At 57.8% G+C, this 12351-nt stretch carries 10 protein-coding genes; 4 read left to right on the forward strand and 6 right to left on the reverse strand.

The genetic code is table 11. The features are described 5' to 3' along the window. Window positions 1-159 precede the first annotated feature (159 nt). Window positions 160-1029, forward strand: a complete 870-nt coding sequence (gene robA, locus VGC33_RS00735) for an MDR efflux pump AcrAB transcriptional activator RobA (RefSeq protein WP_331118006.1) — start codon at window positions 160-162, stop codon at window positions 1027-1029. Here the strand turns inward: robA and gpmB are convergent. Beyond that, window positions 1026-1673, reverse strand: a complete 648-nt coding sequence (gene gpmB / locus VGC33_RS00740; protein WP_331118008.1) for a 2,3-diphosphoglycerate-dependent phosphoglycerate mutase GpmB — start codon at window positions 1671-1673, stop codon at window positions 1026-1028. The genes robA and gpmB overlap by 4 nt on opposite strands. Window positions 1674-1723: 50 nt before the next feature. On the opposite strand from gpmB, the gene yjjX reads away from it, so the two are divergent. Next, window positions 1724-2260 (forward strand): inosine/xanthosine triphosphatase, encoded by a 537-nt coding sequence (gene yjjX, locus VGC33_RS00745; RefSeq protein ID WP_331118010.1) that lies wholly within the window; start codon window positions 1724-1726, stop codon window positions 2258-2260. Here the strand turns inward: yjjX and trpR are convergent. Then, window positions 2257-2586 (reverse strand): trp operon repressor, encoded by a 330-nt coding sequence (gene trpR / locus VGC33_RS00750; protein WP_331118012.1) that lies wholly within the window; start codon window positions 2584-2586, stop codon window positions 2257-2259. The genes yjjX and trpR overlap by 4 nt on opposite strands. Before the next feature lie 57 nt (window positions 2587-2643). Then, entirely contained in the window at window positions 2644-4578 is a 1935-nt protein-coding gene (sltY, locus tag VGC33_RS00755) for a murein transglycosylase (protein ID WP_414636866.1), read from the reverse strand. 573 nt (window positions 4579-5151) lie between these two features. Here sltY and VGC33_RS00760 point away from each other — a divergent pair. Together VGC33_RS00760 and ettA are read left to right on the forward strand one after the other, a co-directional pair. Further along, a complete protein-coding gene (locus tag VGC33_RS00760) occupies window positions 5152-6678 on the forward strand; it encodes a putative glycosyltransferase family protein (protein ID WP_331118016.1) in 1527 nt (508 codons plus the stop codon). A 131-nt stretch (window positions 6679-6809) separates the two neighbouring features. After that, a complete protein-coding gene (gene ettA, locus VGC33_RS00765) occupies window positions 6810-8474 on the forward strand; it encodes an energy-dependent translational throttle protein EttA (protein ID WP_331118018.1) in 1665 nt (554 codons plus the stop codon). Between the two features lie 111 nt (window positions 8475-8585). Here ettA and nadR read toward each other — a convergent pair whose 3' ends face one another. The 3 genes from nadR to serB all read right to left on the reverse strand — a co-directional run bounded on the left by nadR (window position 8586) and on the right by serB (window position 12298). Continuing rightward, window positions 8586-9815, reverse strand: coding sequence for a multifunctional transcriptional regulator/nicotinamide-nucleotide adenylyltransferase/ribosylnicotinamide kinase NadR (gene nadR, locus VGC33_RS00770; RefSeq protein WP_331118020.1), 1230 nt, complete (start codon window positions 9813-9815; stop codon window positions 8586-8588). 61 nt (window positions 9816-9876) lie between these two features. Beyond that, the gene (radA, locus tag VGC33_RS00775; RefSeq protein ID WP_331118022.1) at window positions 9877-11262 is read right to left on the reverse strand and encodes a DNA repair protein RadA; all 1386 of its coding nucleotides are present in this window, start codon (window positions 11260-11262) and stop codon (window positions 9877-9879) included. A 58-nt stretch (window positions 11263-11320) separates the two neighbouring features. Continuing rightward, window positions 11321-12298, reverse strand: coding sequence for a phosphoserine phosphatase (gene serB, locus VGC33_RS00780; protein WP_331118024.1), 978 nt, complete (start codon window positions 12296-12298; stop codon window positions 11321-11323). Window positions 12299-12351: the final 53 nt, after the last annotated feature.

Genomic DNA, 12351 nt, shown 5'->3' on the forward strand with positions numbered 1-12351 from the left:
TGGCAAAGACCGCGCACGGGCTTCACTACCGGTGGTGAATTGCTGCTATCATGGCAGGTATTAATTAGCTAATAAATCTTTGACGGTCGAACTGCAAAAAAATTGCTATCATGCGTCAACTTTTTTCATCGTGCCCTACATGCTTTTTGAGGATGATCTATGGATCAAGCCGGTATAATTCGTGATCTGTTGAGCTGGCTGGAGGGACATCTTGACCAGCCGCTATCCCTGGACAATGTCGCCGCAAAAGCCGGTTATTCCAAATGGCATTTGCAGCGGATGTTCAAAGAGGTGACAGGTCATGCCATCGGTGCGTATATCAGGGCCCGCAGGTTATCCAAAGCGGCCGTTGCATTACGTCTAACCAGTCGGCCGATCCTGGACATTGCTTTGCAATACCGGTTCGATTCGCAGCAAACCTTTACCCGTGCGTTTAAAAAGCAGTTCATCCAGACGCCGGCGTTATATCGCCGGGCGGAAGAGTGGGATTCCAACGGCATCCGTCCGCCGATCCGGCTGGAAAAATGGGATATGCCGCAGCCGGACTTTATTATCCTGCCGCCAATACAGTTGGTCGGCATGACCCAGAGTTATTCCTGCACCCTGGAGCAGGTCAGCACGTTTCGCACCGAGCTGCGCATCCAGTTCTGGCGCCAGTACCTGGGCGAGGCGAAAACCATTCCGCCGGTCTTGTACGGCCTGAACCACTCGCGCCCCAGCCAGGAAAAGGACGACGAGCAGGAGATCCTCTATACCACCGCCATCGAACCCCAGGACCTGCCGGACAATATCGCCGGCGGCCAGCCGATCTCGCTTGAGGGCGGCGAATATGCGCAGTTTATCTATAACGGCCCGTCCGACGGCCTGCAGAGCTTTATCTTATCGCTGTATGGCACCTGCCTGCCCCTGATGAAGATGACCCGCCGCCGGGGCCATGATATCGAGCGCTTTTACCCGCTGGAGAAAGCGCCCGACGCGCCGGCGCCGCATATTATCCGCTGCGAGTATTTGATACCGGTGCGGCGTTAACGCTGGATTTCATCCAGCGCCGGCATATCCAGGTGTGAGGTGTCGCCCGCGGTTTCCACCACCCAACCGGGCGCCAGCCAGGGGCTTTGCTGGAAGTCCATGCGGGAAATAGAACAGTTGCGTAAGCGCAGCCGGCGTTCGGCATAGGGCGGCAGCCCCAGGACGGTACTGATAAGGCACCCCAGCGCCATGCCGTGGCTAACCAGCAGGGGGACGCTGCCGGCGGGCAACTCCCGGCAACCGTCAAGGGACGCGTGCATGCGCTGCGACAGTTCGGTCATTGATTCCCCTTTGGGGATCCGTCCGTCGGGGGTTCCGTTGACCAATTGCTTGCGCCAACCCTCTTCTTCCGGCGTCAGGGTATCGATATCGCGCATTTCCAGCACCCCCATGTCCAGTTCGCGCAGCCTGGGGTCCGACAGGACGTTACAGCCGCAGGCTTGGGCGATGATATCGGCGGTATGCCGCGTGCGTCCAAGGTCGCTGGTGATGATATGGGTAATCCCCAGGCGTTGCACCCGTTGCGCCACTTGTTGCGCCTGGCGCTGGCCTTTGGCGGTTAATGCGCTGTCGGATTGACCCTGGATACGGCGCAAGGCATTCCATTCTGTTTCGCCATGGCGAACAAGATAGACCTGTAACATGGTTTTTTTCCGTTATACTGCGTGAAAATGACTGGAGTGATAAAAACATTATGTATTATGTGGTTGCTGCAACGACTAACCCGGCTAAAATCAACGCCATTCTCCAGGCCTTTAACGACACCTACGGACCCGATAGCTGCCGGGTCGAGGGCATCGATGTCGACAGCGGCGTGCCGTCGCAGCCCATGGGCGATGTCGAAACCCGCAGCGGCGCGCGCAATCGGGTCATGGCCGCGCGTCAGGTCTGTCCCGAGGCGGATTTTTGGGTCGGTGTCGAGGCGGGTATTGAAGATAATATGACCTTTGCCTGGATGGTGATTGAAAATACCCATTTGCGCGGGGAATCTCGCTCCGCCAGCTTAATATTACCAGAAAGTATATTACAGGGAATCATTGAAGGGCGGGAATTGGGCCATGAAATGGCGAGATTGACCGGAATAACGGATATTAAACGCCAGGGCGGCGCCATCGGCGTGTTTACCGCCGGCAAATTGACCCGCAGCAGCGTTTATTATCAGGCCCTGTTATTGGCGCTGGTGCCGTTTAATAACGCCATTTACCAAACCAGCCGCGGCCGCGGGGGTTAATCCGGCAACCGCCGCAGATGATGCTCCAGCCATTGTTTTAACTCCGGCGAGGCGGCCTTTAGGCTGTTTGAACCGCGGGTAATGGTCGCAATGCCGGTGCCGAGCGTATTTTTTAATTCGCGCTGGCTCATCTCGCCGTCCAGCAGCGCCCGGATAATGCGGATGCGCGTGCCGATGGCTTCGCGCTCATCGGCGGTCAACATCAATTGCAGCAATGGCACATGCATGCCGTCGGCAAAGGCCTGCCCCAGAAGCACGGCAAAATGCCGCCACTCCTGCTCATGCCGGGGCTCGTCCCCGGCAACGGAGGTGGTAATGTCATTCATAATCGCCCGCCATACCTGTTAACTAGTACAGCAGTCTACCCTATTTCCCCCGATGATTCAGTAACGCCGTTGCCACTCCGCGTCCGTCAGCACTTTTGCCGGCTGGCGCAGGAAATAACGGTAAAACACGTCATAGGCCAGGACGTTTTTCACATAGCCGCGGGTTTCCGAAAATGGAATGCTCTCAATAAACGCCACCGCGTCGATACGTCCGGCGCTGTTGCCAAGCCAGGTGGTCACCCGGCCCGGGCCGGCGTTATAAGCGACGCTGGATAATATGCGGTTGCGGCCGAACATCTGATAAACATATTCCAGGTAGGTGGTGCCCAGTTCGATATTGGTCTGCGGGTCCAGCAGCTGGCTGGTATTCATATAACTGCTGATATTGAACATCTCGGCGGTATGCTTGGCGGTGGCGGGCATCAGCTGCATCAGGCCGGCCGCGCCCACCGGCGACAGCGCCTTGGGATTCCAGGCGCTTTCCTGGCGGGCGATCGCCATGGCGTAACTTTGGCTGATGCCCTTATCGTCGGTGGCGCGGCGGAATTCATTATGCCAGGCCAGGGGGAAACGCTCTTCCAGATGGTCCCACAGCTTGCCGGAAATGGTGGCCTGCACGCTCAGGTCGGGCCATTGCTGCTCAAAGGCATAACGCGCCAGGCCTTCCTGTTCCGGCCGGCTAAGGCTTGCCACCAGTGAGCTCCACTCGGTCCTGGCCAGGTCGTCCATATTCCAGTACATCAGCTCGCGCACGCGGGCGATTTCCGGCCGTTTGGTCAACGCCGGGGCCGGCGCCACCGCGCGCGCCACGTTAACCACATAGCTCACGCCCAGTTCCTGCGCCGCGACCATGGGATAAAAACCACGCCCCTGCATCAAATCGCGCAGAATCGCTTCGCCATCGCTTTTGCGGCCCTGGTTGATAAGCATTACCGCCCGCCAGTAGCGCCATTCTTCTTTCTGACCGGCGTCCTCCGGCAGACGGTCCAGCCAGGCGGCCACCGCGCGCATATCCCCCTGCCCCAGCGACATGCGAATGCGCCGCTCAAGCAACGAGGTGGAATGGCCGCGCAAAATGACGTTGTCGCGCCAGGCGGCCTGTTCCGGCGTGGCATCGTTACCCATCAGGCGCCAGGCGACGCTTTCCTCGAGATCGAGGCGGGAGCCGGCGTCCATTTTCTGCAGCCTCACCAGGGTGGGCAGCATGGCGCGGGCATTTTCCACGTCATCACGGGCCAGGCGGGCAAAGGAAATTATGGTGGCCTGCCGGGTCAAATCCGTCGGGCCCACGCTTCGGGCAAACCCTTCCAGGGTCGCGGGGTTATCCTGTAGCGCCGCCAGCGCGCTGCCCATGGTTTGGTATTCAATCGGCAATTGTTTGGACAGCGCGTTCACCAGGTTGGTGTTGTCCTCCTTCATGGCCAGACGCATGCGCTCAAGGATCGCCAATGGCCCGCGCTGGCCGGCCTGATCCCAGACGCTGAATAATTTGTTGCAGCTTTCCGGCAGCGAGTGACCGTTGAGCCAGATGTCCTTGGCACCGTCCCAGGCCGCCTGCTGCGCGCCGGTGGCCCATTTGGCGTAATAAAAATTACAGCGCGCGGACACCGGTTTCGGCGGCTGCGGGCTGAACGCCAGCAGCCCCTGCCAGTCCTGGCGCCGGGCCAGTTCATTGACAAAGCGGGCCGACAGCGAGCGCGCCGGCGTAAGCGTAGGGTTGGCGTCCATAAAGGCCTTGACCTGCGCCGTGCTCGCCTGGGAAAGGTCCTGCGACAACGCCCGATATTCCAGATAAGGATATAGCGGGTAATCACGCAGGGTCGGCATCAGCTGCGCCACCACATCCATTTGGTTGCCGTCCCATGCCTGCTTAACCTGTTGATAGCGCTGGCGCTGCGCATCGACTGAATCGGCGCGCGCGCCGCCGGTTGCGGCCACCAGGCCCGCCAGCGCGCAGACCAAACCCGCGCCGGCATACCGCCATCCGTCCACCTTGACCATATCCACTCTATCCTCAGCGTAATCTCTTGTTGCCGCGTCCTTTTTCGGGCGCCGGCGCATTCGTTCGGATGGTTAAGCATCCGGTTGCTGCCTCCATGCTAGCTAAGCGGCACGGTCTATGCCAGCGGCAGCGGCGACAATCGTCATTATTTTAGCTGTTATCTTTTTTTAGCGCGGATAATAAGCGCAAAGCGGGCCGGCGGCGGCGACGGCAGCGCGCTGGATCACATTACTGATTTTTAACCGTATCGAACGCGGGTTGCCCCTGTACCCGGTTCTGGGGTTGGGTTACGCTGCGCAACTGAGCACGCAACGCGTAACTGTATATATACCACGGGCATGCCGCCCGTGGGCTGTGACCCTCGCCTGTCTGCCCCCGGTTTAAAAGAATTGCAACCAGCGAATGATGTTTGCAACAAGCATGCTTTAAGGTGATGGAAAGTGAAATTGAAAAACAACCTGTTACTTCTCTTTTTGAGTTTCTTGGTTTTATGCATACTTGTGGTGACGTTACAGGAAATTGGCATTTGGACCGGGCATGATTGGATCGCTCATTTCCAGAGAATGATTTCGTTAAATAACGAATTGGCGCACAATCAGTTCCCGCCCTTGTTTGATTATTGGTCGCCGGGACAATTCGGCTACTCGTGGCAGCTTTTTTATCCGCCGCTGACCTCCTTACTGTTTTTGGCGGCGAAAGCGCTGACATTTAATTCCGCCGATATCATTAACCAAATGAAAATGGTGTATTTCCTCATTTTCATCATCGCCTTTTTTTCGACCTATTATGCCGCTAAACGAGAGCATTCGTCTTCGTCGGCCGGGTTGTTATGCGCCATATTATTTATCACTTCCGGATATTTCCTGACCAATATATATGTTCGCTTTGCCTTGGGCGAAAGTCTGGCCATGTCGCTGATGCCGCTGTTTATCAGGGGCTGCAGCTCGCTTATCCACGATCGCAGGGATATATGGCTGCTGCCGTTTAGCGCCTTGGGCGTATTTTTGTCCAATATTCCAAGCGTCGTGGTGCTTTTCCTGTTTTTCGTTTTATTTTGCCTGCTCAACGCCCGGGCTCTATTTATAAAAGCCAATATGGCTTTTTTCCTGATGTCTTTTCTGATCGTCGTCTCGATTAGCGCGTTTTATTGGGCGCCTTTGTTTTATCATATCCAAAATTCAGATATTTTCGCCACCAGTGGAAAGCTGCTTAAGTACGACGACCTGTTGAAGTTCAGCAGCGGCCTGACGGAAACCCTGCTGTCGCTTTCCTCCACCTACGGCGTATCCGAACCCGGCATGTTCTTGTCGGTGGGCGTGATTCAACTGCTGCTCGCCTTGGCGTACCTGATATGGGGTAAATCCGGCGCCGCGAAGAAAATGATCGTTATTTCCTTATTATTTATCATTGCCACTACCCACCTGATACCCTGGAATAAAATTCCCGATAGCGTGCCGGTGTTGAAATTAATCCAATTCCCGTGGCGGTTGCTGTCGTGCGCCACCGCCGTCATCGCCTTGCACGCATCGGGCATGCTGGCGGCGATGATGGCGCGTAAAAAAGCGCTGGTCATGCTACTGGCCTGCCTGAGCATCGTGGGGATGTATCCTCTTATCCACAAAGCCTTAAGCGTGCGTTATCTGAATGTGGATACCTCCTCTCTTTATGATGATTACCTCAATAATTCCAACGTGCGCCCCGAGAACTTCGATCATTTAAAGATCAACGATTTCGCCTTCTTCGCCAATCCCAAGGCAACTTTTATCGGCACCACCTATAAAGAGGGTTATCCGGAGATGATCGTCCGGTCGCAGGGGACGCAAACCGTTACCCTGCCCTATATTTTGTATGCCGGATATTATCTGCTGGTGGACGGCAAACGCACGGAAACCGTCCGGCAGGACAGTGGGCTGGTCGGCGTGGTGCTTGACGACGGCGAGCATATCGTCACCTTGGCCTATCACCGTTCCATCGTCATCATTCCCGGGATCGTCAGCCTGTTGTCTTTGCTGGTGACGGCGCTGTTTTTCACCCGCCGGCACGACCGGGTATGCGCGCTGTCGGCGCGCGGCGGCAACATCTCCCGGTGATGGCTGGGATCGCGCGCGAAAACGGGCTAGACTGGACGCTTATCCATTGCGACACTTGGCGGCACTGCCCGTATATGCTCCCCGAACGACGGGGGCATGGCTAAACCAGATAGAAAGAGGTTGTTAACAACGTGGCTCAATACGTCTATACCATGCATCGCGTCGGCAAAATCGTGCCGCCGAAACGTCATATCCTGAAAGATATTTCGCTCAGTTTCTTCCCCGGCGCCAAAATCGGCGTGCTGGGCCTCAACGGCGCCGGTAAGTCCACCCTGCTGCGCATCATGGCCGGCATCGACCAGGAAATCGAAGGCGAAGCGCGTCCGCAGGCGGGGATCAAAATCGGCTACCTGTCACAGGAGCCGCAGCTTGATTTGGAACAAACCGTGCGCGAGGCGATTGAACAGGCGGTAGGCGTCGTGAAACAGGCGCTGACGCGTCTGGACGCGGTCTATGCCGCCTATGCGGAACCGGATGCGGATTTCGATAAGCTGGCGAAGGAACAGGGCGAACTGGAATCCATCATCCAGGCTCATGACGGCCATAACCTGGATAACCAGCTGGAGCGCGCCGCCGACGCCCTGCGCCTGCCGCCGTGGGATGCCCGGATAGCCACGCTATCCGGCGGGGAACGCCGCCGGGTGGCCATTTGCCGCCTGCTGCTGGAAAAACCGGATATGCTGCTGCTCGATGAACCGACCAACCATCTGGATGCGGAATCGGTGGCCTGGCTGGAGCGGTTCCTGCTGGACTACGAAGGCACCGTGGTGGCCATTACCCATGACCGTTATTTCCTCGATAACGTGGCCGGCTGGATCCTGGAGCTGGACCGCGGCGAGGGCATTCCCTGGGAAGGCAATTATTCGTCCTGGCTTGAGCAAAAAGACGCTCGCCTGGCACAGGAAGCCTCAACGGAAACAGCGCGGCGCAAATCCATCGAGAAGGAACTGGAGTGGGTGCGGACCAATCCCAAGGGACGCCAGTCAAAGGGCAAGGCCCGTCTGGCGCGCTTTGAAGAGCTTAACAATGTGGAATACCAAAAGCGCAACGAGACCAGCGAGCTGTTTATCCCACCGGGACCGCGCCTGGGGGATAAAGTGCTGGAGGTGGAAAACCTGCGCAAATCCTATGGCGACAGGCTGCTTATCGATAACCTGTCGTTTTCAATCCCCAAAGGAGCGATCGTCGGTATCATCGGCCCGAACGGCGCCGGTAAATCCACCCTGTTTCGCATCCTGTCCGGCAAGGAACAGCCGGACAGCGGCACGGTTACGCTTGGCGATACCGTGATCCTGGCCTCGGTGGATCAGTTCCGCGATAGCATGGACAACAGTAAAACCGTTTGGGAAGAGGTGTCCGGCGGCCAGGATATTATGCGCATCGGTAATTTTGAAATGCCGAGTCGTGCTTATGTCGGCCGCTTTAACTTCAAAGGGGTGGATCAGGGTAAACGCGTCGGTGAACTGTCCGGCGGCGAGCGTGGCCGGCTGCATCTGGCCAAACTGCTGCAGGTGGGCGGCAATATGCTGCTGCTGGATGAACCGACCAATGACCTGGATGTGGAAACCCTGCGCGCGCTGGAAAACGCCCTGCTGGAATTCCCCGGCTGCGCCATGGTGATTTCCCATGACCGTTGGTTCCTCGACCGCATCGCCACTCATATCATCGATTATCAGGATGAAGGCAAGATAGAATTCTTTGAGGGCAACTTCACCGAATACGAAGAGTGGAAGAAACGCACGCTGGGCGCGGAAGCGCTGCAACCGCATCGCATCAAATATAAAAAGATGTCCTGATACCGCCGGCTGTGGACGGCCCCCGCCGCCAAGGGGGCCTCCAATGATAGAAAAAACCTTTCACAGCTGAATCCGGATGTGAAGCACGCAAGCCTTGGGGGGGCGCCGGGCCTAGCGCTGGCCCAGCATGTGGCGCACCAGATCGATACACTGCAGGAAGCGCTGGTCGTAGTCGGGCTCGTCGATGCGCACGAAGGGAATATGATTGGCGACAAGCAGGTCCTCCAGCAGTCGCTGGAAACCGTCCCGATCCACGGGATTGCCCAGGCTGCGCAATCCATCCGCCACCCAGGGGGTGTTATTTTTTAATAAAATCACCAAATCAAAACGGTACTCGTCAATCATCGCCTGGACAAAAGGATGCTCGCGGCCATGATAGCGTTTGCAAAACGCCTGGCTGGTGACAAAATCCGTATCGATAAACGCCACCTTATTGGCATATTTAACCGCGAAGTCAATATATTGCGCCTGGCCCAGGGCAATCTTGTCATAATCGGAATACTGCAGCGCCATTTCATCGCCGCCCAGATGGGAGAAGATATATTCACGGCCATATTCCCAGGCGCTGCTGGTGTTGAAGATATTGGCCAGCTTGTTCACCATGGTGGATTTGCCGCTGGACTCGCCGCCGATTAACGCCACGGTGCGCACAAAAAACGGTTTGACCTCCGTCGGGATATATTCCCAATAACGGAACGGATCCTGGCGGATCTGCTCGCCGCTGATGGCCATAAACGACCGGTTGGGGTCCACCAGTATGGTTTCGATGCCCAGATGCTCGCGATAACGCGATACATCCCGCGCTTCACTCGAATAGATAAACCCCGGCGCTATCCCCTTTTCGTTCATAAAAGAGGTAATGCCCCGGCTCCAGACATCCCAGCCGTGTGGATAAGGCTCCATGCCCTGCTCGTTAAAGGCGTGGATATGGATATTCTTCTGGTATTTAAAGGTCTGTAGCAGCCAGCGCAGCCTGTCGCTGACGGTGGGCTGCTGCGACATGGCGCTGTCTTCAAATAATTTGCGATCGCGCGGTTCGTCGTGGCCGAGGATCACGTGCAGTTCGTCCACCTGGCTGCACGCGCGCTGGATAAGGTAGATATGACCGGTATGCAGCGGGTAGAATTTGCCGAAAATAACGCCGACTTTTTTTTCCCTGCGCGGAAACTCCAGCCCGAGAAAACGGTGGATGGCTTCCAGCTTTTGCGCGCTGGGACTTTTGATTTTAGCGTTGAGCAACTGACTCAGGTAGCCCTTGGTCATGCCGCTGGCCTCGGCGACCTGCTGCAAGGTACATCCCTGTTGTTTAATCGCACTCTTCAGGTAATCGAATGACGACATAGGCCTCCCTCTTATGGCTTAAGCAAAAACCCGCATGGCGCCACCGGCGCAAAACCGCCGGTTATTCAAGCTCGGCAAGGATATCCAGCGCGTCGGCCAACTTTTTAACGCCAAAAATCTGCATATTGTCCTGCGCTTTTTTCGGTACATTGGCATAGGGCACGATGGCGCGGCGAAAACCGTGCTTGGCCGCTTCCGCAATGCGCTCCTGGCCGCTGGGCACCGGGCGGATCTCGCCGGCCAGTCCCACTTCGCCGAATACCACCAGATCGCTTGGCAACGGGCGGTCGCGCAGGCTGGACACCATCGCCAGCATCAGCGCCAGGTCGGCGCTGGTCTCGGTGACCTTGACGCCGCCGACCACATTGACAAACACATCCTGATCGGCCATTTGCAAGCCGCCGTGACGGTGCAGCACCGCCAGCAGGATCGCCAGGCGGTTTTGCTCCAGGCCCACCGCCACCCGGCGTGGATTGGCAAGCATGGAGTGATCCACCAGCGCCTGGATTTCCACCAGCAGCGGACGGGTGCCCTCCCAGACCACCATCACGCTGCTGCCGGGCGTCATCTCATCGCCCCGGCTCAGGAAAATGGCCGACGGGTTGCTGACCTCCCTTAACCCCTGTTCGGTCATGGCGAACACCCCCAGCTCATTCACCGCGCCAAAGCGGTTTTTATTACTGCGCAGGGTGCGAAAACGGGAGTCGGAATCGCCGTCGAGCATGATTGAGCAGTCGATACAGTGTTCCAGCACCTTGGGGCCGGCCAGGGAGCCGTCCTTGGTAACATGGCCGACCATCAGGATCGCCACGCCCTGGGTTTTGGCGAACCGGGTCAGGTAGGCGGCGGATTCCCGCACCTGCGACACGCTGCCCGGGGAGGACTGGATATCCGCCATATGCATGACCTGGATGGAATCGATCACCATCAGGCGCGGTTTTTCCTCGGCGGCAATCAGGCAGATCTGCTCGATGCTGGTTTCCGAGAGCATATTCAGGCCGCCGGTGGGCAGCGCCAGCCGGTGCGCGCGCATGGCGACCTGCTGCAACGACTCTTCGCCGGTGACGTACAGGGTTTTCATCTGTTCGGACAGCTTGCATAAGGTTTGCAGCAACAGGGTGCTTTTACCGGCGCCGGGGCTGCCGCCGATTAAAATGGCGCTGCCCGGCACCACCCCGCCGCCCAGGACCCGGTCGAATTCCTTGAAACCGGTGGAAAAACGGGGCAATTCCTCGGGGCTGATATCCGCCAGCCGGCGCACCCGGCTGGCGCCGGCCTCGCCGGAATAGCCGCTGAAACGGTCGTTACGCACGGCGGCGGGGGTTGACGCCACCCGCACCTCGGTGATGGTATTCCAGGCTTCGCAGGCGCTGCACTGGCCCTGCCAGCGCGGATATTCCGCCCCACATTCATTACAGACATATGCCCGTTTCGCCGCTTTAGCCACAATAGCCTCGCAGATGAGAAAATAACGCGGCGAGCCTTACGGAAAACATGGCCGCCGCCTAGCGCTCTTCATTTTTAAGATTGCCGGTCAGGATACACAGCACCCCCAACAGGTCCGCGTGGCGAATAATCACCTTGCTCTGTTCATTCACCTTGGGCTTGGCATGATATGCGATACCCAGTCCCGCGGATTGTAGCATCAATAGGTCATTGGCGCCGTCGCCGATAGCCACCGTCTGGTGCAGCGGAATGCCCAGCCGTTCAGCCAGGGTGGTCAGCGTGCGGGCTTTACGGGCGGCGTCGACGATGGGGCCCACCACTTCACCGGTGAGCCTGCCGTCGCTAACGCCCAGTTCATTGGCCACCGCCGCGACCAGGTGGAACCTGTCGCGCAGGGCGTCGGCAAAATAGGTAAACCCGCCGGAAGCGATGGCAATCTGCCAGCCCAGGCCGTGCAATTTGGCCACCAGTTCGCCCAGGCCCGGCATCAGCGGTAAACTATCGCGCACCTGGCGCAGGATATCCGCATCGGCGTCTTTCAGGGTCGCTACCCGGTGACGCAGGCTGGCGGCGAAATCCAGCTCGCCGCGCATCGCGCGCTCGGTCACGGCGGCGACTTCCTCGCCCACGCCCGCCAGCCTGGCGATTTCATCAATACATTCAATCTGGATGGCGGTGGAATCCATATCCATGACCAGCAGGCCTGGCGCGTGCAGATGCGGCGTTTTGCCAAACGGCGCGACATCCAGTTCCATTTCATGGGCAAGCGCGACGGCCAGGGCGCTAAGCGCACCGGCCAGCCTGACCACCTGATAGTCTTCGACGTGCCAGGCGGAGACGATGACCATCGCCCCGCCCAGGCGGCGCTGAAAGCGGGTGAGGACAAACTTGTCCAATGATTTGCCGTACAGCAGCCAGCCGGTGTGGCCTGCCCGGTAATCCAGCGGCATCACTTCATCGCCGCTTAATGACATCGGCAGACCCGGCCACTGGGAAATCCCGGCGGGGAGATCGCAGTACGTCAAACTGATAGGCATCAATCACTCCTGTAGGCATGGATAACCGGCATGATAAAACATCGCGCATCAAG

The sequence above is a fragment of the Acerihabitans sp. genome (assembly GCF_036398755.1).
GTDB lineage: Bacteria > Pseudomonadota > Gammaproteobacteria > Enterobacterales > Enterobacteriaceae > Acerihabitans.

What these genes read in the sequence shown, in the direction of transcription:
- robA (WP_331118006.1), top strand. Translation starts at nt 160, where the DNA reads ATGGATCAAGCCGGTATAATTCGTGATCTGTTGAGCTGGCTGGAGGGA.
- gpmB (WP_331118008.1), bottom strand. Translation starts at nt 1,673, where the DNA reads ATGTTACAGGTCTATCTTGTTCGCCATGGCGAAACAGAATGGAATGCC.
- yjjX (WP_331118010.1), top strand. Translation starts at nt 1,724, where the DNA reads ATGTATTATGTGGTTGCTGCAACGACTAACCCGGCTAAAATCAACGCC.
- trpR (WP_331118012.1), bottom strand. Translation starts at nt 2,586, where the DNA reads ATGAATGACATTACCACCTCCGTTGCCGGGGACGAGCCCCGGCATGAG.
- VGC33_RS00760 (WP_331118016.1), top strand. Translation starts at nt 5,152, where the DNA reads ATGATTTCGTTAAATAACGAATTGGCGCACAATCAGTTCCCGCCCTTG.
- nadR (WP_331118020.1), bottom strand. Translation starts at nt 9,815, where the DNA reads ATGTCGTCATTCGATTACCTGAAGAGTGCGATTAAACAACAGGGATGT.
- serB (WP_331118024.1), bottom strand. Translation starts at nt 12,298, where the DNA reads ATGCCTATCAGTTTGACGTACTGCGATCTCCCCGCCGGGATTTCCCAG.